This is a genomic window from Kribbella sp. NPDC050124 (assembly GCF_044460355.1).
Lineage (GTDB): Bacteria > Actinomycetota > Actinomycetes > Propionibacteriales > Kribbellaceae > Kribbella.
In genome coordinates this window covers 199243-225113 of record NZ_JBITJU010000011.1, presented here as the reverse complement: position 1 = coordinate 225113, position 25871 = coordinate 199243, and the positions used below count along the sequence as shown (strand labels likewise).

The following is a 25871-nucleotide window of genomic DNA, read 5'->3' as shown; positions in this document are numbered from 1 at the left end:
ATCAGGCGTTCACACATCACGGTGTGTCGCGGCCGACAGGTTTTCAGACGCTTCGAGTTCACAGCGAGTTGCCAGGTTTCGGGGATCGATTCCTCAGCAAACGTCCCTAGCGTCTGCGTCCATGGTGCTACCCCGCCACAAGCTCCGTGGCCTCAGCCTGCTCAATGTGGCCTTGGTGGCCATCGTCCTGGCCATCGCCGTCTCGGCGTACCTCCTCTTCTTCCGCAAGGACCAGCCGACCGCCGCAGCCACCCGGCCGACGGTGGCCGTCGCCCGCGGCGAGGTGACCGCGAGTGTCAGCTCCAGCGGCACCCTGCAGAGCTCCCAGACGGCTTCGCCGCAGTTCGAGACCTCCGGGACCGTGACGCAAATCATGGTGAAGGTCGGCCAAGTGGTCGCCAAAGGTACGGCGATCGCGAAGATCGACCCGTCCGCGGCCGAGCGCCAGCTCAGGATCGCCGAGCAGAACCAGATCGCCTCGGCGAACTCGGTCGAGGCGGCCCAGGAGTCGCTGAGCGACGCCCAGGACGCCCTCGAAGACGCGGAGGAGGCCTCGGCCTCGCCCAGCTCGACACCGACCGACGGCCAGCAGGCCCAGACCAGTCAGAGCCAGAGCAGCCAGGGCCAGAGCCCCGAGGTCGCCGTCAGCAACGCCGAGGCCAGCCTGGCCCGTGCCAAGGCCGACAATGAGCAGGCCGACCAGGACGTCGAGGCGGCTCAGGCTGCGGTCGACGCGACCACGCTGAAGGCGCCGATCGCCGGCACGATCACCGCGATCAACGGCTCGGTCGGCTCGGTCACCGGCGGGTCCAGCTCGGGTAGCTCAGGCACCGGTTCAGGCGGGACAGGCTCGACCTCAAGTCAAGGTTCAGGCTCCACCAGCGCCACCACGACCACAACCTCAGGTACAGGGTTCGTCGATCTCGCCGACCTCAAGTCGCTTCAGGTGGTCGCCGCCTTCGCCGAGGCGGACGCGATCAAGATCAAGGCCGGCCAGTCCGCCACCGTCACCCTCAACGCCGAGCCCGGTACGACGCTGACCGCGTCCCTCGCCTCCGTCTCACCCACCCCGACGACCACGAACGGCGTCGTCTCGTACTCGGCCACCTTCTCGCTCACGAAGATCCCGCCGAACGCCCGGATCGGCCAGACCGCGAACGTCACCGTGCAGACCGCCAAGGCGGCCGACGCCCTGTACGTCCCGAGCACCGCGATCGCCACGAGCGGTACGACGTACACGGTGACGATGGCCGACGGCGGTGGGAGCCGCGAGGTGCAGGTCGGCGTCCGCGGCGACAGCTACACCCAGATCACCTCCGGCCTGGAGGAGGGCGAGCGGATCGAGTTGCTGCAGGGCTCGATCGGAACCACTGCCAACCAGAACGGCCAGGGCAGGCAGGGTCAGTTCGGTCAGGGCCAACTCCCCGGCGGCGGGCAGTTCCCCGGCACGGGCACCGGAGCCGGGGGCACCCGTGGCCGCTGACGCCCTGATCGACATCCGGGACGTCACCAAGACGTACGGCGCGGGCGAGACAGCCGTGCACGCACTCCGCGGGGTGTCGCTGCGGGTCGGAGCCGGCGAGTACGTCGCGGTGATGGGCTCATCCGGGTCCGGCAAGTCGACGCTGATGAACATCGTCGGCTGCCTCGACGTCCCGAGCCGAGGCGAGTACTGGCTCGACGGCAGCAACGTGGCCCGGCTGACCGAGGACCAGCAGGCGCTCGTCCGCGGCCGCAAGATCGGCTTCATCTTCCAGTCGTTCAACCTGATCCCGCGCACCACCGCGATCGCGAACGTCGAGCTACCCCTGACCTACGCCCATCTCCGCCGCGCCGAGCGACGCAGAAGAGCCGCCCGGGCCTTGGAGTTGGTCGGCCTGGAAGACCGCGCCGGCCACCGGCCGAACCAGCTGTCCGGCGGCCAGCAGCAGCGCGTCGCCATCGCCCGCGCACTGGCGACCGGACCGCGGATCCTGCTCGCCGACGAGCCGACCGGCAACCTCGACGCGCACTCGACCGAAGAGGTGCTCGGGATGTTCGACCAGCTGAACGCCGACGGCCGCACGGTTGTGGTGATCACGCACGAGAACGAGGTCGCGGCCCGGGCCCGCCGGCTCATCCGCGTCTCGGACGGCCGGATCGTCGCCGACGAGGTGACCCGCTGATGACACCCCGCGACCTGTTCGGGGCCGCCCTGCGCGGCCTGAGCGCGAACAAGCTGCGCTCCCTGCTGACCGTCCTCGGCGTGTCGATCGGCGTCGGCGCCGTCATCGTGCTTGTTGCAGTCGGCAACGGCTCCGGCAAGGCAGTCCAGGACCGGCTGGAGGCGATGGGCACCAACTTGCTCACCGTCTCGACCACCGGCGGTGGCGGTGGCTTCCAGCGCGGCCAGGCCGGTCCGTCGGCCCAGCAGTACAGCCTGTCGCTCGACGACGCCGAGGCGCTCGCCGACAAGAACCTCGCCCCCGACGTCGCCTCGGTCGCCCCGGTCATGACGAGCTCCGGTACGGCGACCAACGGCGACACCAGCTACACGGTCAACCAGGTGATCGGGACGACGCCCGAGTACATGCCGGCCACCAACACGCCGGTCGACACGGGCCGGTCCTTCACCCAGCAGGACGTCGACACCTCGCAGCGGGTCATCTTGCTCGGCCAAACGGCTGCCACCGAGCTGTTCGGGCGGCCCGGGACCGCGGTCGGCCAGACGATCAAGCTCGGCGCTGTCGACTTCGTCGTACTCGGGGTGCTGGCGAGCAAGGACAGCACCGGGTTCTCGGACCCGAACGCGACCGCGATCGTGCCCATCAGCACGCTGCGCGCGACCCAGGCCGGGTACGGCGCGTTGAATCAGATCGTCATCCAGGCCGCCGACAAGGACCGGGTGGACGTCGCGCAGGCCGAGGTCACGCAGTTGCTGACCGCGCGGCACGAGGTGCCGGCCGACCAGACGTCGCCGTTCCGGATCACCAACTCGGCGCAGATCCTGCAGACCAGCCAGGACACTGCCGCGACCTTCACCGCGCTGCTGGCGACGGTGGCTGCGATCAGCCTGGTAGTCGGCGGGATCGGCGTCACCAACATCATGCTCGTCACGGTCACCGAGCGGACCCGCGAGATCGGGATCCGCAAGGCGCTCGGGGCGCGGCGGCGGACGATCCTCGGCCAGTTCCTGATCGAGGCGACGCTGCTCAGCCTGATCGGCGGCGCGGTCGGCGTAGCCGCCGCGCTGGTGATCACCCAGTTCCAGCTGGCCGGGGTCGAGCCGGTGCTCGTCCCGTCGTCGATCGCGCTCGCCCTCGGGGTGTCCGCCGCGGTCGGCCTGTTCTTCGGCAGCATGCCCGCACACCGAGCTGCCGGTCTTCGTCCCATCGACGCACTACGTCACGAGTGAGAGGCACCACCTGATGAGCAGCCAGACCCCTGATGAGTTCGCCCAGATCGGGTCCGACGAGGAGGTCGACGCGGCGCTGAAGCCGAAGAAGAGCCTCAACCTGCCGCTGGCGACCGCGATCCTGGCCGGCGTCGTCGTACTGGCCGTCGGCCTGGCCGGTGGCGCGGGCCTGCACGCGGCGTTCGCCTCGGACAGTACGCCGCAGCAGCAGGCCGGTCGTGGTCTCGGCGCCGGGTACGGCGGCTTCCGCGGGCAGAACGGTCAGGGGCCCGGCAACGCCACGGTCGGAACCGTGGTGTCTTCGAGCGGCTCGCACTTGGTGGTGAAGACGCAGAACGGAGACGTCACGGTCAAGCTCACCGGCGACACGACGTACGACATCACCAAGCAGGGCAGCGCCGCCGACTTGAAGGCCGGTGAGCAGGTCGTTGTCAGCGGTCAGAACACCGACGGCACGATCACCGCGACCACCGTCCGCCAAGGGACCGCCTTCCCAGGTGGCGGCTTCCGCAGTCCAGGTGCCACGCCTTCGCGCTGATCGCCCTCTAAGGTGGCCGCTATGGCCAGTAAGTTCACCGAGCTTGCGATCGACTGTGCCGACCCCCGTGGTCTCGCCCGGTTCTGGTGCTCGGTCCTCGACTACGAGGTGCAGAGCGAAGAAGAAGGCGGAGTCGTCACCATCGGCTCCCCGCTGGCGCCTGAGGGCAAGCAGCGCCCGGGCCCGGTGCCGCCGGTGTTGTCCTTCGCGCCGGTGCCGGAGGGGAAGATCGTCAAGAACCGGCTCCACCTCGACGTGAACCCGACCGACCGGGACCAGGACGACGAGGTTCGTCGCCTGCTCGACCTGGGCGCCCGGCACGCGGATGTGGGTCAGACCGGCGAGGAAAGCTGGGTCACCCTGGCCGACCCCGAGGGGAACGAGTTCTGCGTCCTCGCCGGCCGGTTCAGATGAGGGTCGGCTGGGCGTTGCCGGCCTCGCGGATGCCGCGGCGCATGTCGACGCGGGACAGCAGCACCAGGCCGACCACGAAGAACAGGCCCAGGGCAACGATCGCCGGCCGGTAGGAGCCGGTGATCTGGTGCACCAGGCCGAAGACGAGAGTGCCGAGCCAGGAGGTGCCGCGTTCGCCGGCCTGGTACAGCGAGAAATACTCGGCTTCGCGGCCCTCGGGGATGAGCTGGCTGAACGCGGACCGCGACAGCGCCTGCGTCCCGCCGAGCACGACGCCGATCGCCACGCCCATCGCGAGGAACGGCACGATCTGCTTCTCCGGCAGCATGAAGCCCGCGATCACGATCAGGATCCAGAACACCAGCCCGCCCATGATCGTCCGCTTGGTGCCGAACCGGCGGGCGAACCGACCGAACGCCAGCGCCCCGAAGAACGCCACGAACTGCACCAGCAGGATGGTCGCGATCAGCACCTGCGTCTCGAACCCGAGCTGCTTCTCGCCGTACGTCGACGACACCGAGATGACCGTCTGGATGCCGTCGTTGAAGAACAGGTACGCGACCAGGAACAGCAGCGTCATCGGGTAGGTCCGCATGTGCTTCAGCGTCGCCGCGAGCTGGCCGAAGCTCTGCCGGACCAGGTTCCCGCTGCGTACCTGGACGACGTGCGTCGGCGGCCGGTTCCGCAGCTTCACGAACGGGACGAACGTGAACGCGCCCCACCAGAGCCCGGCGGACAGCAGGCTCAGGCGGACCGCCGTACCTTGGCTCATCCCGAGCGCGTCATGGGCGGTGACCACGGCCAGGTTGATGGTGAGCAGGATGAATCCGCCCAGGTAGCCGAAGGCCCAGGCGCGGGACGAGACGTCGTCGCGGTCGTCCGGCCCGGTGATGTCGATCAGGATCGAGTCGTAGACGACCAGCGACGACCCCAGGCACAGGTTGCCGATGAACAGCAGCAGTGCGCCGAGCTCCCAGCGACCGCCGCCGACGAACACCATGCAGGACGCGGCCAGCGCGCCGGTCCAGGCGAAGCCGCACATCAGCAGTTTCTTGCGCTCCAGCCGGTCCGCGATCGCACCCACCACAGGTAGGAACAGCGCCGACACCAGCGTCGCCACGGTCACCACGTAGAACGCGAGCGAGCCGGGGGAGATGCCCAGTCCGAGGACGTCCAGGTTGGTGTCGCACGGCCTGTCCGCCGTACCGACGTACCCGCAGGCGGCGGTCTCGGCGACCGAGGTCAGGTACGGCGCGAACAGCACCGTGCCGACGGTGGTGACGTAGCCGGAGTTGGCCCAGTCGTAGAGGCTGAACCCCCAGTACTCCCGCTTGTCGACCGCCGCCGGGGCGGAGAGAAGTCCCATGCGCAGGAGTGTGTCATTCCGGAGGTACGAAGCGGCGTACCGGCGGATAACACTTCAGTGCCCGTTTAATGCCACTGACCCCGCTCGATGAGGACATCGCGGAGGATGTCGGTCCGGTCGGTGATCAGGCCGTCCACCCCCGCGTCCAGCATCCGCCGCATCGCAGCCGGGTCGTCGACGGTCCAGACGTGCACTTGCTTGCCTGCGGCACGCGCCCGCCGGATCAGCCCCGGGGTCAGCACCCGCAGCGGGCCGAACCGCTCGGGGATCTGCAGGCACGCGCCACCTGACTTCAGCGCGAACGGCAGGAACCGGATCAGCGCGGTCTCCCAGTCGCCGTACCCGGTGCACAGCCGGGGACCGAGCTCGCGGCGGATCCGCCGGACCCGGGACTGCGAGAACGACGAGACGCAGACCCGGTCGATCGCGTTCGCGGCCCGCAGTACGTCGGCCGCCGGTTGGAGCCCGTTCTCGGCCTTGATGTCGAGGTTGAACCTGGTCTGCGGGAACGCCTCGAGCAGCTCGTCCAGCCGGGGGATCGGCTCGTGCCCGTTGATCTTGGCCTTGCTCACCTCGGACCAGGGCAGCTCGGCGACCACGCCGGTGCGGTCGGTGACCCGGTCCAGCCGGCTGTCGTGGAACGCGATCACGACTCCGTCGCTGGTCGCGTGCAGGTCGGTCTCCAGGTAGCGGTAGCCGAGTTTCACCGCGTGTCCGAAGGCGCGCAGCGAGTTCTCGTAGCCGAGGTTGTCCGGGTGCAGCGCGCCGCCACGGTGGGCCATCGCGATCGGCCCGTCGTGGTCGAGGTAGGGGTACACGTCGGAAAGTATGTACCGTTTGGGTGGTGACGGTACTCAGCCCCCGCCCCGACCTGTGGACCCTCGACCCCGACGTCCTGCACCTCAACCATGGTTCGTACGGCGGCGTGCCGCGGCGGACCCAGGACCTGATGGCCGCGTTGCGCGCCGAAGCCGAGGCCAATCCGATGCTGTGGTTCCGCTCGGTCGCCGCCCGGCTGACCACGAGCCGCCTCGAACTGGCGTCGTACCTGCAGACCGATCCAGCCGGCTTCGCGCTGGTCCCGAACGCCAGCGCCGGGGTCACCGTGGCTCTCGCGACCCTCCCGATCCCGGCGGGCAGCCGGATCGTCCTGACGAACCACACGTACGGCGCTGTGCGGTACGCGGCCGAGCGGTTCGCCCGGGCCAACCAGGCCGAGGTGGTCTTGGTCGACGTACCGCTGGAAGCGGACGACGAGACCGTGGTCGCGGTGATCACGGCCGCCCTGGACGATGCCGCCGTACTGGTCGTGGACCAGATCAGCTCGGCGACCGCGATGGTGTTCCCGATCGGCGACCTGGTCGCCGTCTGCCGAGAGCGTGGAGTGGCGATCGTGGTGGACGGTGCGCACGCGCCCGCCCTGATCGACGCGCCGGCCGCCGACGGCGCCGACTTCTGGACCGGCAACTTCCACAAGTGGCCGGCCGCCCCGCGGGCGACAGCGGGGCTGGTGGTGGCCGAGCAGTGGCGTACGGCGGCCCTGCCCCTGATCGTCTCGTGGTCCGAGAAGGACGAGCGGCTCCCGGAGCGCTTCGACATGCAGGGGACGTACGACTACGTGCCCTGGATCGCGGCCCCCGAGTCGCTGCGGCTCCTCGACGAGCTCAACTGGCCGGTACGGCGCTCGCAGCTGAGCGACCTGGTCGACGAAGGAGCCCGCGTGCTCGCGAAGGCACTCGCGACCGGCGTCGCCGAGGTCGCGCACCCGGCCGCCACGATGCGGCTGGTGGAGCTGCCCGCATCCGTCGATCTGACGGCCGGAGAGGCGCTGAAGGCGCGGGTGTCGAAGGAACTGAAGGCCGAAATCACCCTCACCGGCTTCGACAACCGCGGCTTCATCCGCCTCTCCGCCCACGCCTACAACGCACTGCAGGACTACGAACAACTTGCTGAGCGCCTTCCTGCAGTGCTCGCGTGAATGACATCCAAGGCTCCTGGCATCCTCGGACACCTTCTCGGGACCTCGGACATCTGAGCAGGTGTCCGAGGTCCCCATGTGGAGTCCGCGGTCCTGGGCTCGAGCCCTGGGATCCCGGCATGCAGGCAAACTCGACCAGACCAGCCCCCGGAGCAGTCCGGGCGTACTCCGTCGTACGCCCGGAGCGGCAGTCGGGGTCAGCCCTTGATGGCGCCCGAGGTCATGCCGGCGACTATTTGGCGGTTGAAGAACATGAACATGATCAGGGGCGGGATGGTGATCAGGAGGATGTCCATGAACAGCAGGTTGTACTGGGTGCTGAACTGGCCGGAGAAGTTGTAGAGGGTCAGCTGGACGGTCGCGTTCTTGTCGCCGGGCAGGAAGTACAGCGGGTTCACGAAGTCGTTGAACACGTTGACCGACTGGACCACCACGACGGTGATGATGACGGACCTGAGCAGCGGGAAGATGACCCGGAAGAACAACCGCAGCGGCCCGGCCCCGTCGATGATCGCGGCCTCGTCGAGCTCACGGGGAATCGTCGCGACGAACGCCCGGAACAGCAGGATGCAGAACGACAGCCCGAACGCGATCTCGATCAGGATCAGGCCCGGCATGGTCCGGAACAGCCCGAGCTTCTGCAGCACCCAGATCGTCGGTACGACGGCCGGCGGGATGATCAGCCCGGACAGCACCAGGAAGTTGATGAACCCGTTCCACCGGCTCTTGCGGCGCTGCAGCACGAACCCGGCCATCGCCGCCAGCACCACCATGCCGGCCACACTGGCCACGGTCAGGATCGTGGAGTTGATGAACGCAATCACCAGCATGTAGTCGCGGGCCTCCACCACCGCGACGAGGTTCTGCACGAACTGGAACTGGTGCGGCCAGGTGAAGTCGAGGTCCGCGGCCTGCTGCCGGTCCTTCATCGCCGTCAGCACGATGAAGGCGAACGGGATCACGAACACCACGATCGAGGACACGATCGCGACCGCGCTGAGCAGGTAGCTCCGGCCCGGCCGGTGGTTGACGAGCTCGGCGGTGCTCACAGGTCCACCTCCTTGCGGTTCAGGAACCAGTTCAGCGGCAGCACGATCGCGGTGACCACCAGGAACAGGATCACGTTGCCGGCCGTCGACAGGCCGTAGAACCCGGCCTGGTACTGCTTGTAGATCACCGACGAGATCACGTCCGAGGTGAACCCGGGTCCGCCCCGCGTCATCGCCCAGATCAGCTCGAACGACCGCAGGCCGCCGATCAGCGACAGGATGATCACGGTGACGGTGGCCGGCTTGCACAGCGGCAGCACGATCCGCCGGAACGTCTCCCACGAACCGGCCCCGTCGACGCGGGCGGCCTCCATGTACTCCCGCGGGATCGACACGATGCCGGCGATGTAGATCAGCGTTGCCAGCCCGACGCCCTTCCAGACGTCGACCAGCGCGATCGACATCAGCGCCCAGCTCGGATCGGTCAGCCAGCCGGGCCCGTCGATGCCGATCACGCCGAGCGCGCCGTTGATCAGGCCGCGCTCGGGGTTCATCAGCACCTGGAACAGCAGCCCGACGCCGATCGTGCTGACCAGCACCGGGAAGAACACGACCGAGCGCAGGTACCCGCGCCCGACGATCCGCGACGTCAGCAGTACGGCGAGCAGCAGCCCGAGCACGACCTTCGAGCCCGACGTCACCACCGCGAAGATCAGCGTGTTCGTGAAGCCCTTGACCAGCGCCGGCTCCTGGAAGAACAGCACGAAGTTGTCCAGCCCGATGAACTTCGACTCGAACAGGCTCCACCGGGTCAGGCTGTAGTAGAACGAGGCGAAGGTCGGGATCAGGAACAGCACGCTGTAGATCAGCGCGGTGGGCAGGTAGAACCAGAACGAGTACGGCGAGTAGACCTTCCCCCCGGCCGCGGCTGCGGCCGGGGTCGTTTCAGCGCGGGACTTCGGATGGGCCGAGGTGATGGTCATGGGGCCTCCCGGCCTGGACTGAGGAGCGCAGGGAGCGCAGCGACTGGAGTGACGAGGGAAGGCCGGGAGTTACAGCCCCATGACCCGCCGCGCCGGAGGCGTGGCATCGATACAGTCACAAGGCCTCACCAGCCCGCCAGTCCGAGTTGCTGCGCCTGCTTCTTCACATCCTCGTCGTACCGCGCCGCCCCGTCCTTGGCCTTGCGGATCCCGGACCCGACCTCGACGGTGATCTGCTCCAGCGACGGGCCCTTGACCGGCGACAGGAACTCCAGCGCCAGGCTGGACGCTCCCGGCTTGTCGAGGTACGGCTGCATGTCCTTGATCGCCTGCGGTACGTCGTCCGGCAGCTCACAGCCCTTCACCGCGTACGGGCCGGTCGGCGCACCCGCCTCGGACTGGGACTTGCAGCCGTCCGGGCTGGCGACGAAGGCGACGAACTTCTTGGCCGCGTCCAGCTTGTCGCCTTCGGTGGTCTTCGGGATGTAGAGACCGCCCGGGGTCCACAGCGTCAGGCCGTTCTTGGCCGCGTCGTCACCAGGCAACGCGAACAGGCCGACGGTCTTGGCCGCGTCCGGGTAGGTGGCGATCATGTTCGCGACCACGCCGGACAGGATCGGGTAGTGCGCACCCTTGCCGGTGGCAAGCATCTTCAGGCCGTCCGGCAGCTTCGCGGACGCGAAGTCCTTGTTCTCGTAGCCGAGGTCGTGCACCTGCTGGGTGTGCTCGAACCCCTTCAGCGCGGCCGGCGACGTCGCGTACTTCGCCTGGTTCTTGGTGTACTTGTCGGCGAAGTCCGGCTCCGCGGCGGACACGTTGTGGAAGTCGCCGAGGACGAACAGCTGCGACGTCCAGGTCTCGCCGTAGGTCTGGATCACCGGCGCGACCCCGCCGCCGGACGCCTTGATCTTGGCGTTGTTGGCCATGAACTCGGCCCACGTCGTCGGCGGCTTCAGGCCGAGCTTCTCGTAGACCGGCATGCTGTAGAGGACCGCGCCGCCCATGAAGCCGCCGACGGGGGCGCCGTACACCTGCCCGTCGGCGGTCACGGTCTTCTTGAAGTTCTCGTCCAGGTTCCCGACCCACGACTCGTCGTTGAGCGACAGCAGGTTCTTCTGCGGTGCGATCGCGTTGAACAGCGACCCGGTGTTGTAGTTGAAGACGTCGACCATGTCACCGGTCGACAACCGGGTCTTGACGATGTTGTCGCCCTCGGTGCCGCCCGGGCGGGTCTCCACCTTGACCGTGATGCCGGGGTTCTTCGCGGCGAAGTCCTTCGCGAGATGCTCGGCCTCCTTCACGTCCTGGTCCTGGTTGGTGGTCAGGTAGGTGATCTCGACCGAGCCACCACCTCCCGCGTCGTCACTGGAACCGAGACTGCCCGCGCTGCACGCGGTCAACGCGAGCGAGCAGACCGCGAGTACGGCCACTCCTCTCGTACCTGGGCGGAACGTCATCATGACCTCCAAGGGTGTTTCTTCAGGGCAATGGCGTCGGGGCGGGGGTCGGTGTCGGAACTGGTCAGTTGTTGTCGAGGACGGCGTCGAGCTTGGCCTGCAGGGCTTCGGCGCTGGGCGTGAAACCGCGCGGGCTGATCGCCTCGACCAGCTGGCTGGCCGGCTGGTCCAGGTAGCGCTCCAGCCGCGCCGCGAGGTCGGCGTCGTCGGGGGCGACCTCGGTCTCCTTGGCCGCGGCGACGATCGTGGCCCAGCTGGGCTCGTGGTCCATCAGCTGCCGGATGCTCGGGTCAGCGGGCAACGCCGGCATCTCGGCGGCAGGGTCGTCGCCGGTCCACTCGTGGGTGCCGTGACCGACCTCGACCGGCGCACTCTCACCTGGTACGTCGACCTGCGCCCGCGATCCGACCGGCACGGTGACGCTGAGCCGGACCTGTCCGTCGGACCGCGTCCACGAGACCGCGGCTTCGCCGTACGGCGTGAGGTGCTTGGCCGAGGCACTCGTCAGGTGCGAGGTGTAGAGCGGACGTACGACGATCGTCCGATAGCCGGGGTCGCCCGCCGCCAGACCGGCGACGCGGCGGTGCATCCAGTCCGCGACCGCGCCGAGCGCGTAGTGGTTGAACGACGTCATCTGGCCGGGGTTGATGCTGCCATCGGGCAACATGCTGTCCCAGCGTTCCCAGACCGTCGTCGCGCCCATCGTCACTGCGTACAGCCACGAGGGGCAGCCTGTCTCTAGCAGGAGCCGGTACGCGAGGGCCGGATGTCCGGAATCGGCCAGCGCGTCGGCCATCAGCGGTGTGCCGACGAATCCGGTGCTGATCCGGAAGCCCGCCGTCCGGACGAGGTCGGCGAGACGTTCGGCGGCGCGCTTGCGCTGGTTCTCGGTCGGCAGCAGCGCCCACTGCAATGCCAGGGCGTAGTTCGTTGCCGCGTCACTCAATACCCGACCGCCCTCGGTGGTGTACTCGGCCGCGAACGCTTTCCGGACCCGATCGGCCAGGTCGGCGTACTCGCGGGCCAGCTCGGCGTCGCCGACGACCTCGGCAGCCTTGGCGACCACCTCGGCCGAGCGCGCCAGGTGCGCGGTCGCGAGGACGTCCGGGTCGGCCTTCGCGCGGAAAGGGTTGTCCGGCGGCGCGGTCGGGTCGAGCCAGTCGCCGAACTGGAACCCGCCGGACCACAGCAGGTTCTCGCCGGCCAGGTCGGCCATCCGGTCCACCCAGGCGCGCATGCTCGGAAGCTGCCGCGCGAGCAGCGCCGCGTCGCCGGTGCGCTCGTAGATCACCCACGGCACGATCGTTGCCGCGTCACCCCATGCGGCCGTGGCCGGTCCGGTGTGCTTGAGAATGTCCGGTACGACGAACGGCACCGAGCCGTCCTTCTGCTGCTCGGCCGCCAGGTCGGCGAGCCAGTTGGTGAGGAACCCGGCGGTGTCGAACAGGAAGCTCGCGGTGGGGGAGAAGACCTGGATGTCACCGGTCCAGCCGAGCCGCTCGTCGCGCTGCGGACAGTCGGTCGGCACGTCGACGAAGTTGCCCCGCATACCCCACACGACGTTCTCGTGGAACCGGTTGAGCAGTTCGTGCGACGACTCGAACCAGCCGGTGCGCCGCAGGTCGCTGCCGACCACGACGGCCTCGAGGTCGCCGAGCTGCAGGTTCTCGACGCCGGTCACTTCGGCGTAGCGGAAGCCGTGGAAGGTCAGCTCCGAGTCGAGCGTGACCTCGTCCGGGCCGGCGAGCACGTAGGAGTCGGTCGCCTTCGCGGTCCGCAGCGGGCGGACCCCGAGCTCGCCGTTCTCCAGCACCTCGGCGTGCCGTACGACGACCTCGTCGCCGGCGGCGCCACCGCGGACCTTCAGCCGGACCCGGCCGACCACGTTCTGGCCGAAGTCGACCAGCGTCTTGCCGGACGGCGACGTACTGATCTCGATCGCGGGCACGACCTCGGTGATCCGGACCGGCGGTCCGTCGGGAGCGACGAGCAGGCTGAGGTCGGCGTCGACGACCTCGACCGGCGTCGCCTCACCAGGGGTGCGACGCAGGTCCGTGCGCTGGCCGTCGTAGATGTCGTCGGCGGTGATCGCGCTCTCGCGGGAGGTCCAGGTGTCGTCGCTGGCGAAGGTGTGCACCTGCCCGTCGGCGGTGGTGACCTCGAGCTGGGCGAGGACTGCGACGTGATCGCCGTACAGTGAGTTCCTGCCGTGGAAGCCGAGGCGGCCGCGGTACCAGCCGTTGCCGAGCAGGAACTCGAGCCGGTTCTCACCGGTCCGGACCAGGCTGGTCACGTCGTACGTCTGGTAGCGGAGGCGCGCCTGGTACGCCGTCCACCCGGGCGCGAGCTCCTCGTCGCCGACGCGTTCGCCGTTGAGCTCCGCGAAGTAGATGCCGTGTGCGGTGGAGTAGAGGCGGGCGTTGACGATGTCGGCGGGCAGCTCGGCCACGCCGGCCACCAGGGGAGCGGGGGAGCCGTAGCTGTGGCCCCGCGGGCCGACGAACTGGGCGGACCAGTCGGAGGCGTTGAGCAGTCCGGCCTCGACGGCGGCGGGCTCGCTCCAGTCACTCCAGTCCTCGTTGCTGCGGACGCGCACCCGGACCTCGGCCGACTGGCGCGACGCCAGCGGGTCGTCCGGCCACGGGACGAGGATCTGGTCGGGAGACTGCACGGTGAACACCTGACGAGCCGTCCCCGTGGCGATCTCGACCTCGTACGCCGTCTGCGTGTACCCGGCGTCAGCGGTCGGGATCTGCCACGACAGCCGGGGCGTCGCGGTGCCGATGCCCAGCACGGGTCCGGCGTCGGTGCGATGTTCGAAGCGGAGAGCGGTGGGTGCGGCGAGGTTCGACATGTGACTCCAAACCGACGAGTGAAACGATTCAGTGACTGCTGTGACGAACGGCCTCGGTCTGTTTCGGATTGATGGCGAGGACGTTTCGCCTGTCCCCCGATCCTGAAGGCGGTAATCGCCGGGGACTAGCCCGTAGTGCACTCGTGGTAGCACAAAATGCACCTTGGCCCGTATCGTGAGGCATGGCCGACGAGCCGGTGACGCATACCGGGACGCTGCTGCACTTCGTCGAAGGGACGGTCGTGCACGCGGGTCCGCACCTGCACCAGAACACCCATCCGCTGCACACGCATAGCTTCTTCGAGATCGCTTTGGTGACCGGTGGTCAGGGGGTCCACCACAGCCTGGCCGGGCGCCAGCAACTCGAGGTCGGTGACGTGATCCTGCTCCGCCCGGGAGTCTGGCACCAGTACGACGAATGCCGTGCACTGCAGGTCTACAACTGCTGCTTCTCCGCCGACCTGGTGCAACGCGAGTTGGCCTGGACGCGCGAGGATCCCTTGCTGGGTTACCTGCTGTGGACTGGACCGTTCTCCGCGCAACGCCGCGGCATGCTGACCACGCGGCTGGATTCGGACACGTTCAAGGAGGGTCTCGAGCATCTCGAGGAGCTGCGCAAACTCCGCCGGCAATCACTCAGCCGGCATCGCGGTGACCTCGTCGGCTGGCTCTCGCTGTACCTGAGTTGCCTGGCCAGGACAGTCGCCCAGCACGACGATCTCGGTGAGCAGACGCATCCCGCCGTACTGGATGCGATGCGGATGATGGAGGCGGATCCAGCCAGGCAGTGGACGCTGACCGATCTGGCGCAGGTGTTGCACCTGGCGCCGGGGTATTTGGTCCGCCTGTTCAAGTCGGCGACCGGGTTGCCGCCGATGGCGTACCTGTCGCGGCATCGCGTCGAGCTCGCGGCCGACCGGCTGCTGCACACCGACCTGCCGATCAGCCGGATCGGGGAGTCGGTCGGCTGGCCGGACCAGAACTACTTCGCCCGGCGGTTCAAGTCACACTACGGACTCAGCGCGTCCGCCTATCGGCAACGTTTCAATACCCGGAAGCTCAGCCCTTCCGTGCGCTGATCAGGACCTCCAAACCGTCGAGGATGCGGTCGAGGCCGAACTCGAGGCCCTGGTTCTCACTGCCTCCCGCGGTCTGCATCGCCGCCGCCAGGTGCGGGAACCGAGCGGCCTCGGCCGTCAGGATCCCGGCCAGCGCCTGGTTGATGTGATCCTCGGTCAGTCCCGTCGTCAGGGTCTGCTGGGCGAGGTTCCGGACGTGGCTGGTGAGGACCAGGATCGAGTCGAACTGCTCGCCGCCGTCGAGTCCGGAATCGGCCAGCTTCTCGATGCCGCGATCCATCCAGGCGAGCTCGTTCGGCCCGAGCAGGCGGCGGCCGATGGTCGACTGGAGCAGCCACGGGTGCTTGGCGAACGCGGCGTACAGGTCCAGTGCCCAGGTCTTCAGTGCGTCCCGCCACGGCATGGGGTCGTGGTCTGGGGGTGGGCCGATGGCCAGGTCGCTCATCACGGCGACCAGTTCGGTCTTGCCGGGCACGTGGCGGTAGAGCGCCATCTTGGTGACCGGCAGGTCGTCGGCCACCCGCTGCATGGAGACCGCTTCCAGGCCCTCGGCGTCGGCGATCCGGATCCCCGCCTCGGCGATGCCGGCCAGGGTGATGGCCGGCTTGGGCCCGCGACTGCGCTGCGGTTGCCCGCCCCAGAGCAGTTCCGTCATCCCTGACCTTTCCCTGATCACGTTCCCGGTGGCTTGAACTGTGTCTACCATGCACTTACTGTGTCCAGCGGACACAATTACGATGACGGAGGCAAGGGATGAAGGTTCTGGTGTCGGGTGCGAGCGTGGCCGGCCCCTCGGTGGCGCACTGGCTCGGACGGTACGGGTACGACGTGACCGTGGTCGAGATCGCGCCGGGACTCCGCGACGGCGGCTACGCGGTCGACTTCCGCGGACCGGTGAACCGGGAGGTGCTGTCCCGGATGGGCGTGCTCGACGAGCTGCGGGCGCGGCAGACGGGTGGCAGCCCGATGCGGTTCGTGGACTCCTCGGGTCGGCAGTTGATGCGGTTGCCCGGTGAGTTCGCAGGGGGAGAGCTGGAGGTGTTGCGGTCGGATTTGTCCCGGGTGTTGTACGAGCACTCGCGCGACCGGGCGACGTACCGGTTCGGGGACTCGATCGTCGGGCTGACCGAGCGGTCCGGCGGGGTCGACGTGGTGTTCGAGAGTGGGATCGAGGAGACGTACGACCTGGTGATCGGGGCGGACGGGCTGCACTCGATCGTGCGGCGGCTGGCGTTCGGCCCGGAGCGGGACTACGTGCGGCACCTTGGGTACTACATCGCCTGCTGGGGGCTGCCGAACACGCTCGGGGTCTCCGGCGACGCGTTGATGTACAACGTGCCGGGACGGATGGCGAGCATCGCCGCGGACCGGCGGGATCCGGCCATGGCGGGGACGATGGTCCTGTTCAAGTCACCGGAGCTGTCATACGACCGCCGGGACGAGGGTGAGCAGAAGGCGATTCTCGCGGCCGCGTTCGCCGGCCTGGGCTGGCATGTTCCGGCGCTGCTCGAGGGGTTGCCCGCGGCAACGGACCTGTACTTCGACTCGATCAGCCGGGTCGACCTGGACCGCTGGTCGACCGGTCGGATCGTGCTGCTCGGCGACGCCGGGTACGGCGCCACCGTCGGCGGGATGGGGACGAGTACGGCGGTGGTCGCGGCATACGTCCTGGCCGGCGAGCTGGCCACGGCGGACGGCGACTACCGGGCGGCGTTCCGGCGTTACGAGGCGCAGTTGCGCAAGCCCGTGTCGAAGACGCAGAGCGGCGGCAACCGGACCGGGAAGTTCCTTGCCCCAGGCACCCGGTTCGGGATTGCCGCCCGCAATCGGCTGCTCTCGCAGCCGTTCCTGCTGAACCAGATGCTCAGGCTGGGTGAGAAGGTGAGCAACCTGGTTGAACTGCGCAACTATTCAGAGGAGCGGCAGGTCGTGCAGGAATGACTCCCAGGAGTCGGGGAACCACCCAGGGACACCGAGCACCGCCAGGTAGAGCCAGACCACGACCAGCACGCAGATGAACAGCGCCACGGTGCCGAGCGTCTTCAGCCAGGCCGGCTGCTTGCCGGTCCACGCGGTGAGGTCCTTGACCCAGTCCTTCACCTTGTAGAGCAGGCGTTGCGCCCACTCGAACTCGCTGGCGAGCACGGCGAGACCCGCGATGAACAACGGGATGCCGCCGGGGCCGGGAAGCCACCCGGTCAACGGCGCCGCAATGACCAGCACCCCGCCCACCACACCCACACCGATCCGGTAGATCAGATGCTTCTTAGGATCCGCCCGTATCCGCCGCCGCCACTCCCACCGGTCGTCCTGAGCGTCCAGCGTGATGTTGTGATCAGTGCGGTCGGGACCCCTCTTCTCGGCCACGCCCCAAGCGTACGTGCTCCCGCAACAATCCCCGCCCCACCCCGTCGAACCCCAGGGCAATTTCAGGGGGTACCCGATGAACTGGCGCTCAGATGTCGATCGCGTGACCCCGTCATCCCTGGGATTGGGCGAGGCGGTCGGCCTGACGCGAAGGATCTCGACACCTCAGACCTCCGGTGGATCCGGGCTGAGAAAGTGCCGCGCTGCGATCACCCCGTGCGGGTGATGGCACCGGCCCCGACCGCCCAGACAATGCCGCGTATGGCCGTGCGGTCTCGGCACGAGGCGCCTGGCACACAGTGGCAGCCCAGGCGTAATTTCGCCTGGCTCGTCATCCTCGTCGTCGGCGCCGTGATCTGGATCCTCGGCGCGGTCATCACGGCCACCACGGAGGACGAGATACTCGTCCCGACGGTACTCCTGGTGGGCAGCTTTCTGATGCCGATGAGCATGGTGATGTTCGCGCTCACTCGCGAGACCGAAGACCGGCTCCCTGATGACAAGATCCTGCTGGCATTCCTGCTCGGGGGGTCCGTCGGCGTGGTCGTCTCGGCCTACGTCGAGGTCAGGCTGCTCCCGACCGCTCACGGCAGATTCCTGACGGTCGGTCTGATCGAAGAACTGACGAAGGGGCTGCTGGTCGTGACGGTGGCCTGGCGGCTGAAGACCCGCAGGCCGCGGAGCGGCATGGTGCTCGGCGCGACGGTGGGCGCCGGATTCGCCTCGTTCGAGAGCGCGGGATACGCCTTCAACACGTTGCTCCAGAACCAGGACGAGCACGAGATCCTCGACATCCTGCAGACGGAGATCTCTCGTGCCGTGCTGGCGCCTTTTGGGCATATCACCTGGACGGCACTCTTCGCCGGTGCCTTGTTCGCCGCAGCACGGGCCGATGGCAGGTTCCGGCTGACCTGGCCCCTGGTGGGCACGACGGCCGGAATCATCGTCCTGCACGGACTGTGGGACTCCTCCTACGGGTTTGCCATCCTCCTCGCACAGGGGCTGCACGGCGACGGATGGACGTTCGAATGGCCCAACACTGCGGAGTGGATCGGCCTCCCCACGGGCGGGGAACTGCGCCTGTTCCAGGCGATCGACACCGGGCTGCTCGTGGTCAACTCGCTCATCGGTGCCCTGTGGGTTGTCCACAACTGGCGAAAGTACGGCCGCGCGCCGTTCGTCGCAGATGCGCGACTGCCGTCTGGTGAACCCGAGGCACCCACACCTGCGCGCTCGGAATAGCCCCGGCGACTCCGTCACCTGGCACCTCCGGCACGCCACGCCAGCTCGCGGTGTACACCGTGGTACACCGCACCGAAAACGGCGGCAAACGGTGAGAACCGCCGAGAGGCGAGATCCCTTGTTTGCCGCCGTTCCGGGGACCGCTGAGCGTGGCCTGGATGCCGCGTTGCTAGAAGTTGATCATGTGGCCTTCGAGGCCGTGGAAGGCTTCCTGGAGGGCCTCGCTGAGGGTGGGGTGGGCGTGCACGTTGCGGGCCAGTTCCTTGGTGGTCAGGTCCCACTTCTGGGCCAGGGTCAGCTCGGGCAGCAGCTCGGTGACCTCGGGGCCGATCAGGTGCGCGCCGAGCAGCTCGCCGTACTTGGCGTCGCTGATCACCTTGACGAAGCCGGTCGGGTCGCCGAGGCCGTGCGCCTTGCCGTTCGCGGTGAACGGGAACTTGGCGACCTTGACGTCGTACCCCTGCTCGCGGGCCTGCTCCTCGGTGTAGCCGAAGCTGGCCACCTGCGGCTGGCAGAAGGTGGCGCGCGGGATCATCACGTGGTCGAGCTCCATCGTCTCGACGCCGGCGATGGTCTCGGCCGCGATCACGCCCTGCGCCTCGGCCGCGTGCGCGAGCATCAGCTTCGCGTTCACGTCGCCGATGGCGAAGATGTTCGGCACGTTGGTGCGCAGGAAGCCGTCGGCCTCGATCGCGCCGCGCTCGGTCAGCTTGACGCCGATCTTGTCCAGGCCGTAGCCGTCGACGCGGGGCTGGAAGCCGATCGCCTGCAGCACCTTGTCGGCCTCCAGCGTCTGCTGGTTGCCGTCCTTGCCGGTGACGGTGACCTTGACCTTCTCGCCGGAGTCGTCGATCGCGTCGACCCGGGTGGAGGTGAGCACGTCGACGCCGAGCTTCTTGTAGGCCTTGGCCAGCTCCTTGGACACCTCGGCGTCCTCCAGCGGCACCATCCGGTCCAGGAACTCGACGATGGTGACCTTGACGCCGTAGTTGGCCAGCACGTAGGCGAACTCGACGCCGATCGCGCCGGCGCCGGCGATGATGATGCTGCCCGGCAGCTCCTCGGTGAGGATCTGCTCCTCGTACGTCACCACGCGCTCGCTCAGCTGGGTGCCCGGCAGCAGCTTGGTGGTCGCGCCGGTGGCGATGATGCAGTTGTCGAAGGTGACGGTCTCGGAGCTGCCGCCGTTCAGGCTGACGTCCAGGGTGTTGGCGTCGACGAAGCTGCCCCAGCCGTCGAACTCGGTGATGTTGTTCTTCTTCATCAGGAAGTGGACGCCCTTGACCCGGCCGTCGGCGACCTTGCGGCTGCGCTGGACCGCGGTCGGGAAGTCGAAGCTGACCTCGCCGCTGATGCCGAAGGTCTTGGCGTCGGCGCGGAAGATGTGCGCCAGCTCGGCGTTGCGCAGCAGCGCCTTGGACGGGATGCAGCCCACGTTCAGGCAGACACCGCCCCAGTACTTCTTCTCGATGATGGCGGTCTTGAGCCCGAGCTGGGCGGCGCGGATCGCCGCGACGTACCCACCCGGACCTGCGCCGAGGACAACAACGTCAAAGTGCGAGGCCATGAAGTGAACTTTAATGGGTCACGCCAGGCGTCCCGACCGGTGGTCGCCGGTCACAGTCCGTGAGCGGACTTTCCTGTCGGCCGATCGCCGAATAGGCTGGGTTGGCGCGGGGTCCGTTACCCTCTGCGCGCGTGAGGCTTACGAAGATGGGGACCTGATGGTTGTGGGGAGCCGTCGGGGGCTGCGGCTCGCAGCGCTCGGCACACTGCTTGCGGTCTTTGGGCTGCCCGCGTACGCCGACAACAGCCCCACCCCGCCACCGCCGGCCTCCGTCACGGACGTGAACAAATCGCTCGAGCAGCTGCAGGCCGAGGCTGCCGCCGTCCAGGCCGATTTCGCGAAGGCGACGATCGCCTACACCAACGCGCTGAAGGCCGCGCAGACCGCCGAGGCGGCCGCCAAGAAGGCGGAGACCTCGGCGACCGCGTCGAAGGGCAAGGCCGACGTGGAGCGCCGCCGGCTCGGGCTGCTGACCGTGCAGGCCTACCAGACCGGCATCCCGACGGTGCTCGGCGCCGAGTCGATGCTCTGGTCGCTCGCCCCGGTCGCGGAGAACCTGCAGGAGATCGCCGACCGGCAGACAGCCATCCAGCAGCTCGGCAGCACTCAGGTCTCGCAGTACCAGACCGCGATGACCGCCGAGAACGAGGCCGCCAAGGCGAAGGCCGAGGCGGCGAGCAAACGTGCAGCGGCGAACGAGGCCGCGGCCAAGGCCAAGCAGCTCGCGCAAGAGGTGCAGCAGAAGGCGGCCGACTCCGCGCTGATGGCCGAGAGTCAGTACGCCGACCTGGACGGCGCGTCCGAGTTGTCGAAGCAGCTGCAGCTCGCGCGGAACCAGCAGGCGCTGGCGCGCTGGCAGGCGTACCTGACCGAGTTGGCGACGTCCAAGATCACACCGCCGGCGGCCGCCGTACTGAAGAACCCGGCCAAGCTGCCTGCCGGCCTGCAGCCGCTGACCGCTGCGGGTGCCCCAGTCGCCGGTGCGGCCGCTGTGGTCCAGGGCACGCGGACGGTCAAGGTGCTGTCGGCCGAGACGATCCGGGCGGTGAACCAGGCGTTCAGCCTGCTCGGCAAGCCGTACGGCGTCGCCGCGACCGGCCCGGACAAGTACGGCTGTCTCGGTGCGGCCCGGGTCGCCTGGCAGCCGTACACCACGCTGCCGAACCTGGTCGGCAAGGTGTACCCGAACTACCAGGCGGTGCCGGCGTCCCAGATGCAGCCGGGCGACCTGCTCGTGATGGGCAGCAAGTCGCTCGGTCTGGTTCACATCGGCATCGCCCTCGACAACGGCGAGATGATCGCCGCCGACGAGGCCAGGGGCGCGGTCGTCGTCACCCGGGTCCCGGACAACCTGTACGCCGCCCTGCGCCCGACCCTCGGCACGCCGGTCAAGCCGCAGGTCGCCCCGGTCGCGACCTCGGAGGCCTACGCATTCCGGTGCGGCAACACGGCGACGTCGTACAACGTCGGGTCCGACGACTGGACGTGGCCGCTGGCCGACGGCAGCTACGAGATCGGTACGTCGTTCGGTCAGGCCGGGGCGCTGTGGGAGACCGGCTACCACACCGGCCAGGACTTCCCGGCCGCTGTCGGCACGCCGGTCCGCGCGGTGACGTCCGGTGTCGTCCGCGTCGAGCACCCGGCCTGGGCGGGCAACCTGGTACGGATCGACCACGGGAACGGGCTGGAGACGCTGTACGCGCACCTGAGCTCGGTCGACGTGGCCGACGGCACGCAGGTCACTGCGGGGCAGCGGATCGGCGCGGTGGGTTCGGAGGGGAACTCGACCGGCCCGCATCTGCACTTCGAAGTCCGGCTCGGCGGCGACCCGGTGAACCCGATGCCGTTCCTGGCGACCGGTAGCGCCACAATCGGCTGGGGCGGCTACAGCAACGGCATGATCCCGGCGAGCAAGCTGTGCGCGCTGGGGTCCGGTCACATGCTGCGCTGCGACGCCGCGGCTGCGTACCTGCAACTGGCCAAGGCCTACCGTGCCCAGTTCGGCAAGACGCTGTGCATCACCGACTCGTACCGCTCGTACTCCTCCCAGGTCAGCCTCTACTCCCGCAAGCCGTCTCTGGCAGCCCTGCCCGGCACGTCCAACCACGGGTGGGGCGTGGCCGTCGACCTCTGCGGCGGAGTGGATCGCTTCGGCACCGCGCAGTACCAGTGGATGAAGAGCCACGCCTCCCAGTTCGGCTGGGTGCACCCGTCCTGGGCCGACCAGGGCGGCTCCCGGGAAGAGCCCTGGCACTGGGAGTTCGGCAAGCCGGCCGTCTCCTAGCAGCAGAACGGGAACCGCCGGGTGGTGGTCGTTCGTGGGACCAGCATGAAACCTAGGTACGACGACGTGGCCGCTGACTACGACGAGTGGGTCGGAGCGGGGGCTGCCCTCGACGATCCGGCCTTCGCCGAGCTGGTCGGCGACGTGGCCGGTCAAGCGGTCGGTGTCGTTGCGTGCGGCCAGGGGCGTGAGGCCCGCTACCTCGCCGCCCAGGGAGCGACCGTCACCGGAGTCGACCTGTCCGAGAAGCTCCTCGAGAAGGCCCGGGAACACGAGGAGGCGGCGCCGCTGGGCATCACCTACCGGCAGGGCGACGCGCAGACGCTGGACGGGCTCGCGACCGATGCCTTCGACGGCGTCGTCTGCTATATGGCGTTGATGGACATCCCGGACCTGGATCGGGCGCTGCACTCCATGGCGCGCGTCCTCCGCCCCGGCGGCTGGTTCGTCGTCTCGATCACCCACCCGTGCTTCAAGACGCCGGCGGCGGGCGAACTCGTCGACCACGTCGACCAGAGCGTCCGCCGAACGATCGGCAAGTACTACGTCGAGGGCTACTGGGACGGCCCCGGCGCCCACCGCAACGCCCTACCGGTCGGCGCCTATCACCGGACCCTCAGCACCTACGTCAACACACTCACCGCGACCGGCTTCGTCATCGAACAGTTCAGAGAGCCGCTCCACGACACCCCCGTCTGGCGCGAGGTCGCACAACTGCTCTACATCCGCGGCCGACTCTCACCGCGGCAGGAACCGCGTGGCGCCGAGAGCGGTGAGGAGTAGGAGTACGGCGCTGACTGTGACGGACACGTGGAAGCCGGTGGTGAAGGCTTCGCGGGCGGCGGGGGAGGCGAGGGCTTCACGGGTCAGTTCGGCATCGCGGCCGAGCTGGTCGCGGTAAACGGCGGTGATCAGGCTTCCGAGCAGGGCGATACCGAGCGCACCGCCGAGTTGGGGTGCGGTGGACGAGAGCGCGGCGGCGCCGCCCGCCCGCTCCTCGGGGGAGGCGCCGATCATCAGGTTCGTGGCCAGCGCCATGGTCGGGGCGAGACCGGCCGAGATGACGATCGAGCCGGTCACGAGTAGGCCGAGCGGGCCGACCTGGGTGAGGACGACGAATCCGGCGACGGCGAGCACGAGGCCCGCGGCGATCACTCGGCCAGGGCTGAAGCGGTTGGCCAGTCGCGGTGCGAGCAGCGAGCCGGCGATGGTCCCGGCGGCCGAAGGCGCGGTCCACAGACCGGCCTCGAGCGGGCCCAGACCATGGGCGAGCTGGAGGAGCTGGGCGATCGCGTAGTTGACGCCCCAGAGCACGAAGATCGCGAGTGCCAGCGCGATCGCGGACGCACTGAACGCGCGGCTCGTGAACAGGCCGAGGTCGAGCATCGGATCGTCCAGCCGCCGCTGCCGCCGGATGAACACGCCGCCGAGCACGAGCCCGGCCGCGATCACCGCGACCCACTGCCAGGCGAACCCGTCCGCCGCGATGTGCTTCAGCCCGTACACCACCGGCAGCACCGCCGCCATCGACAGCACGGCGCTCAAGAGATCGAGCCGCTTGCCACCCGGCGCCTTGTACTCGGGCAGCAACCGTGGCCCGGCGACCAGCAACGCCGCCATCACCGGTACGCCGACCAGGAACACCGAGCCCCACCAGAAAGTGTCCAGCAACCACCCGCCGACCAGCGGACCGATCGCCGTACCGCCGGACACGCTGGCGACCACGATCCCGATCGCGACCCCGCGTTGCCGGGCGTCCTTGAACATCGACGCGACCAGCGAGACCACCGACGGCATCAGCGTCGACCCGGCGATCCCCATCAACGCACGCGTGCCGATCAGCATCGCGGGACTGACCGAGTACGCCGCCAGCACCGAGGCGACGCCGTACACGGCAGCACCACCGAGCAGCAGCCGGCGGCGCCCGATCCGGTCGCCGAGCGCGCCCATCGTGACCAGCGAGCCGGCCAGCAGGAACGCGTAGATGTCCACGATCCACAGCAGTTCGGACCCACTCGGCCGCAGATCGGCCGCGATCGACGGCAGCGCCAAATGGGTCACGGTCAGCTCGAGCGAGGCCAGCAACGCCGGTAGTGCCAGCACCGCCAACCCGATCCATTCGCGACGACCGGCCTGGGAAACCTCATCCTTGGTTGATGTCACGCCGGACAGTCTCGAACCTCAACAAAACTTGAGGTCAACTACCGTTCGGCGACCTGGCGCAACACCGGTTTCACGTCGACGACCGGGGTGCCGTCGAGGGCTTCGAGCCGGTCGACCTGCAGGCGCAGGCCGTCGGTGGCGACGATGGTGACCTGATGCAGTCCGAGCGGGTTCGGCCGGTCGGGGGAGCGGGTGCTGAAGACGCCGGTCTCCGGGCGGCTCTGGTCGCTGCGGGGATGGACCGCCAGCACCTCTCGGTCGGCCCGATCGAACCAGGTGATGACGATGATCTCGTCGCCGACGGCCAGATCGCGCAGTGCGCCGCGGACGGACTCGTCGAACACCAGCCACGCACTGGGCGCGCCCTCGTCGGGTTGGCGTGGCGCTTCGTCGCGAGTCTTGAGCACCGACTCGACTCGGCCCACTGGTTTGAGGACGAACATCACGCCGGGAACCTGTACACGGTCTGCAGCGCCTCGCCCGGGACATGAACGTGCAAGGCGAGGCCGGGATGGGCTCGGGTGTCGACCACCCGGCCGTCGGGGGACTGCGGCTCGAACGGGAGCGGCACGGTCGATCGGATCCCGGGGGCACCGAGGACGGGATGCCCGGCGAAGGTGGTGACGATCGCGTTGTGCACGTGCCCGGTGAGCAATGCGGTGATCCTCTTGCCGGTCAGCACGGCCTCGAAGGCCTCCCGGGACTGCAGCATCCACTGGTCCATCACCGGATGGTGCAACTCCAGCGGCGGATGATGAAACGCCACGAACACCGGTCCGTCAGAGGGCTTGCGCAGTACGCGGTCCAACCAAGCCAGCGACTCATCCGACAGCAAGCCGTGGTCCGCACCCGGCACCGTGCTGTCGACCAGCACGAACCGCGCCATGCCGACGTCGCGCACCTGGTGGACCGGGTGTCCTTCACCCGGGGCATCGACGTATGTCCGGAGCGGCGCGCTCACGTCGTGGTTGCCGGGCAGCACCAGGGTCGGCACGTCCGACTGCAGTTCGGCCTCGAGCTCGGCGTACTCCGACTCCTGGCCGTGGTCGGCGAGATCCCCGGTGACCAGGACGACGTCCACCGGCCGGCTGAACTCGCTCAGGTACGACGTGATCCGGCGCAGCCGCGAGCGCGCCTCCTCGGAGCCGTCGAGATGTGGATCACTCAGGTGCGCGATCACGTACATGCTGAAAACA

23 protein-coding genes are annotated in these 25871 nt (G+C 68.6%); 11 read left to right on the top strand and 12 right to left on the bottom strand.

Features of this window, described 5'->3' with window-relative positions:
• Window positions 1–121 precede the first annotated feature (121 nt).
• Genes ACIBL3_RS25535 through ACIBL3_RS25515 form a run of 5 tightly spaced genes read left to right on the top strand, consistent with a single transcriptional unit; the run spans window position 122 to window position 4346 of the window.
• Window positions 122–1483: an efflux RND transporter periplasmic adaptor subunit gene (locus ACIBL3_RS25535; protein ID WP_396356067.1), complete on the top strand. Its 1362-nt coding sequence runs from the start codon at window positions 122–124 to the stop codon at window positions 1481–1483.
• A complete protein-coding gene (locus ACIBL3_RS25530) occupies window positions 1473–2165 on the top strand; it encodes an ABC transporter ATP-binding protein (protein WP_396356066.1) in 693 nt (230 codons plus the stop codon). The genes ACIBL3_RS25535 and ACIBL3_RS25530 overlap by 11 nt, the downstream gene beginning before the upstream one ends.
• On the top strand, window positions 2165–3394 hold the full coding sequence (locus ACIBL3_RS25525; protein ID WP_396356065.1) for an ABC transporter permease: 1230 nt from the start codon (window positions 2165–2167) through the stop codon (window positions 3392–3394). Before ACIBL3_RS25530 ends, ACIBL3_RS25525 begins: the two co-directional genes overlap by 1 nt.
• Before the next feature lie 13 nt (window positions 3395–3407).
• The gene (locus tag ACIBL3_RS25520; protein ID WP_396356064.1) at window positions 3408–3932 is read left to right on the top strand and encodes a hypothetical protein; all 525 of its coding nucleotides are present in this window, start codon (window positions 3408–3410) and stop codon (window positions 3930–3932) included.
• 21 nt (window positions 3933–3953) lie between these two features.
• The gene (locus tag ACIBL3_RS25515) at window positions 3954–4346 is read left to right on the top strand and encodes a VOC family protein (protein ID WP_396356063.1); all 393 of its coding nucleotides are present in this window, start codon (window positions 3954–3956) and stop codon (window positions 4344–4346) included.
• Here ACIBL3_RS25515 and ACIBL3_RS25510 read toward each other — a convergent pair.
• Window positions 4339–5712: an MFS transporter gene (locus ACIBL3_RS25510; RefSeq protein ID WP_396356062.1), complete on the bottom strand. Its 1374-nt coding sequence runs from the start codon at window positions 5710–5712 to the stop codon at window positions 4339–4341. The genes ACIBL3_RS25515 and ACIBL3_RS25510 overlap by 8 nt on opposite strands.
• Before the next feature lie 65 nt (window positions 5713–5777).
• Window positions 5778–6530 (bottom strand): glycerophosphodiester phosphodiesterase, encoded by a 753-nt coding sequence (locus ACIBL3_RS25505; protein WP_396356061.1) that lies wholly within the window; start codon window positions 6528–6530, stop codon window positions 5778–5780.
• A 26-nt stretch (window positions 6531–6556) separates the two neighbouring features.
• Between ACIBL3_RS25505 and ACIBL3_RS25500 the strand changes: the two genes are divergently transcribed.
• The gene (locus tag ACIBL3_RS25500) at window positions 6557–7690 is read left to right on the top strand and encodes an aminotransferase class V-fold PLP-dependent enzyme (protein WP_396356060.1); all 1134 of its coding nucleotides are present in this window, start codon (window positions 6557–6559) and stop codon (window positions 7688–7690) included.
• 197 nt (window positions 7691–7887) lie between these two features.
• On the opposite strand, the gene ACIBL3_RS25495 is transcribed toward ACIBL3_RS25500, so the two are convergent.
• The 4 genes from ACIBL3_RS25495 to ACIBL3_RS25480 form a co-directional block, all read right to left on the bottom strand.
• Entirely contained in the window at window positions 7888–8739 is an 852-nt protein-coding gene (locus tag ACIBL3_RS25495; RefSeq protein ID WP_396356059.1) for a carbohydrate ABC transporter permease, read from the bottom strand.
• Window positions 8736–9662, bottom strand: coding sequence for a carbohydrate ABC transporter permease (locus ACIBL3_RS25490; protein ID WP_396356058.1), 927 nt, complete (start codon window positions 9660–9662; stop codon window positions 8736–8738). Before ACIBL3_RS25490 ends, ACIBL3_RS25495 begins: the two co-directional genes overlap by 4 nt.
• Before the next feature lie 125 nt (window positions 9663–9787).
• Window positions 9788–11122, bottom strand: a complete 1335-nt coding sequence (locus ACIBL3_RS25485; RefSeq protein ID WP_396356057.1) for an ABC transporter substrate-binding protein — start codon at window positions 11120–11122, stop codon at window positions 9788–9790.
• A gap of 61 nt (window positions 11123–11183) precedes the next feature.
• Window positions 11184–13973, bottom strand: coding sequence for a family 78 glycoside hydrolase catalytic domain (locus ACIBL3_RS25480; RefSeq protein ID WP_396356056.1), 2790 nt, complete (start codon window positions 13971–13973; stop codon window positions 11184–11186).
• 182 nt (window positions 13974–14155) lie between these two features.
• On the opposite strand from ACIBL3_RS25480, the gene ACIBL3_RS25475 reads away from it, so the two are divergent.
• Window positions 14156–15052, top strand: coding sequence for a helix-turn-helix domain-containing protein (locus tag ACIBL3_RS25475; RefSeq protein ID WP_396356055.1), 897 nt, complete (start codon window positions 14156–14158; stop codon window positions 15050–15052).
• On the opposite strand, the gene ACIBL3_RS25470 is transcribed toward ACIBL3_RS25475, so the two are convergent.
• The gene (locus ACIBL3_RS25470; protein WP_396356054.1) at window positions 15033–15707 is read right to left on the bottom strand and encodes a TetR/AcrR family transcriptional regulator; all 675 of its coding nucleotides are present in this window, start codon (window positions 15705–15707) and stop codon (window positions 15033–15035) included. The two genes, ACIBL3_RS25475 and ACIBL3_RS25470, sit on opposite strands and share 20 nt — an antisense overlap.
• A 98-nt stretch (window positions 15708–15805) precedes the next feature.
• On the opposite strand from ACIBL3_RS25470, the gene ACIBL3_RS25465 reads away from it, so the two are divergent.
• The gene (locus tag ACIBL3_RS25465) at window positions 15806–16993 is read left to right on the top strand and encodes an FAD-dependent monooxygenase (protein WP_396356053.1); all 1188 of its coding nucleotides are present in this window, start codon (window positions 15806–15808) and stop codon (window positions 16991–16993) included.
• Here ACIBL3_RS25465 and ACIBL3_RS25460 read toward each other — a convergent pair.
• Window positions 16964–17419 carry a PGPGW domain-containing protein gene (locus ACIBL3_RS25460; RefSeq protein ID WP_396356052.1) on the bottom strand — a complete coding sequence of 152 codons (456 nt, stop codon included), beginning with the start codon at window positions 17417–17419 and terminating at the stop codon, window positions 16964–16966. The genes ACIBL3_RS25465 and ACIBL3_RS25460 overlap by 30 nt on opposite strands.
• Window positions 17420–17644: 225 nt before the next feature.
• Here ACIBL3_RS25460 and ACIBL3_RS25455 point away from each other — a divergent pair, with 225 nt between their 5' ends.
• Entirely contained in the window at window positions 17645–18661 is a 1017-nt protein-coding gene (locus ACIBL3_RS25455) for a PrsW family intramembrane metalloprotease (protein WP_396356051.1), read from the top strand.
• A gap of 169 nt (window positions 18662–18830) precedes the next feature.
• On the opposite strand, the gene lpdA is transcribed toward ACIBL3_RS25455, so the two are convergent.
• Complete coding sequence (gene lpdA / locus ACIBL3_RS25450) at window positions 18831–20228, bottom strand: dihydrolipoyl dehydrogenase (protein WP_396356050.1); 1398 nt, start codon at window positions 20226–20228, stop codon at window positions 18831–18833.
• A gap of 157 nt (window positions 20229–20385) precedes the next feature.
• Between lpdA and ACIBL3_RS25445 the strand changes: the two genes are divergently transcribed.
• On the top strand, window positions 20386–22512 hold the full coding sequence (locus tag ACIBL3_RS25445) for a peptidoglycan DD-metalloendopeptidase family protein (RefSeq protein WP_396356049.1): 2127 nt from the start codon (window positions 20386–20388) through the stop codon (window positions 22510–22512).
• Window positions 22513–22557: 45 nt separating this feature from the next.
• Window positions 22558–23295: a class I SAM-dependent methyltransferase gene (locus ACIBL3_RS25440; protein WP_396356047.1), complete on the top strand. Its 738-nt coding sequence runs from the start codon at window positions 22558–22560 to the stop codon at window positions 23293–23295.
• Here ACIBL3_RS25440 and ACIBL3_RS25435 read toward each other — a convergent pair.
• Genes ACIBL3_RS25435 through ACIBL3_RS25425 form a run of 3 tightly spaced genes read right to left on the bottom strand, consistent with a single transcriptional unit; the run spans window position 23251 to window position 25861 of the window.
• Window positions 23251–24675, bottom strand: coding sequence for an MFS transporter (locus ACIBL3_RS25435; protein ID WP_396356046.1), 1425 nt, complete (start codon window positions 24673–24675; stop codon window positions 23251–23253). The two genes, ACIBL3_RS25440 and ACIBL3_RS25435, sit on opposite strands and share 45 nt — an antisense overlap.
• Window positions 24676–24713: 38 nt before the next feature.
• Entirely contained in the window at window positions 24714–25118 is a 405-nt protein-coding gene (gene tsaA, locus ACIBL3_RS25430; protein WP_396356107.1) for a tRNA (N6-threonylcarbamoyladenosine(37)-N6)-methyltransferase TrmO, read from the bottom strand.
• Window positions 25118–25861 carry a metallophosphoesterase gene (locus ACIBL3_RS25425; protein WP_396356045.1) on the bottom strand — a complete coding sequence of 248 codons (744 nt, stop codon included), beginning with the start codon at window positions 25859–25861 and terminating at the stop codon, window positions 25118–25120. The genes tsaA and ACIBL3_RS25425 overlap by 1 nt, the downstream gene beginning before the upstream one ends.
• Between the last annotated feature and the right edge of the window lie 10 nt (window positions 25862–25871).

Bases quoted from the DNA above. Each gene is read 5' to 3' on its own strand.
- ACIBL3_RS25480 (WP_396356056.1), bottom strand. From the start codon at position 13,973: ATGTCGAACCTCGCCGCACCCACCGCTCTCCGCTTCGAACATCGCACC.
- ACIBL3_RS25470 (WP_396356054.1), bottom strand. From the start codon at position 15,707: ATGACGGAACTGCTCTGGGGCGGGCAACCGCAGCGCAGTCGCGGGCCC.
- ACIBL3_RS25465 (WP_396356053.1), top strand. From the start codon at position 15,806: ATGAAGGTTCTGGTGTCGGGTGCGAGCGTGGCCGGCCCCTCGGTGGCG.
- ACIBL3_RS25525 (WP_396356065.1), top strand. From the start codon at position 2,165: ATGACACCCCGCGACCTGTTCGGGGCCGCCCTGCGCGGCCTGAGCGCG.
- ACIBL3_RS25485 (WP_396356057.1), bottom strand. From the start codon at position 11,122: ATGATGACGTTCCGCCCAGGTACGAGAGGAGTGGCCGTACTCGCGGTC.
- ACIBL3_RS25510 (WP_396356062.1), bottom strand. From the start codon at position 5,712: ATGGGACTTCTCTCCGCCCCGGCGGCGGTCGACAAGCGGGAGTACTGG.
- ACIBL3_RS25475 (WP_396356055.1), top strand. From the start codon at position 14,156: ATGGCCGACGAGCCGGTGACGCATACCGGGACGCTGCTGCACTTCGTC.
- ACIBL3_RS25445 (WP_396356049.1), top strand. From the start codon at position 20,386: ATGGTTGTGGGGAGCCGTCGGGGGCTGCGGCTCGCAGCGCTCGGCACA.
- ACIBL3_RS25425 (WP_396356045.1), bottom strand. From the start codon at position 25,861: ATGTACGTGATCGCGCACCTGAGTGATCCACATCTCGACGGCTCCGAG.
- ACIBL3_RS25455 (WP_396356051.1), top strand. From the start codon at position 17,645: ATGGCACCGGCCCCGACCGCCCAGACAATGCCGCGTATGGCCGTGCGG.
- tsaA (WP_396356107.1), bottom strand. From the start codon at position 25,118: ATGTTCGTCCTCAAACCAGTGGGCCGAGTCGAGTCGGTGCTCAAGACT.
- ACIBL3_RS25520 (WP_396356064.1), top strand. From the start codon at position 3,408: ATGAGCAGCCAGACCCCTGATGAGTTCGCCCAGATCGGGTCCGACGAG.
- ACIBL3_RS25515 (WP_396356063.1), top strand. From the start codon at position 3,954: ATGGCCAGTAAGTTCACCGAGCTTGCGATCGACTGTGCCGACCCCCGT.
- ACIBL3_RS25535 (WP_396356067.1), top strand. From the start codon at position 122: ATGGTGCTACCCCGCCACAAGCTCCGTGGCCTCAGCCTGCTCAATGTG.
- ACIBL3_RS25440 (WP_396356047.1), top strand. From the start codon at position 22,558: ATGAAACCTAGGTACGACGACGTGGCCGCTGACTACGACGAGTGGGTC.
- lpdA (WP_396356050.1), bottom strand. From the start codon at position 20,228: ATGGCCTCGCACTTTGACGTTGTTGTCCTCGGCGCAGGTCCGGGTGGG.
- ACIBL3_RS25490 (WP_396356058.1), bottom strand. From the start codon at position 9,662: ATGACCATCACCTCGGCCCATCCGAAGTCCCGCGCTGAAACGACCCCG.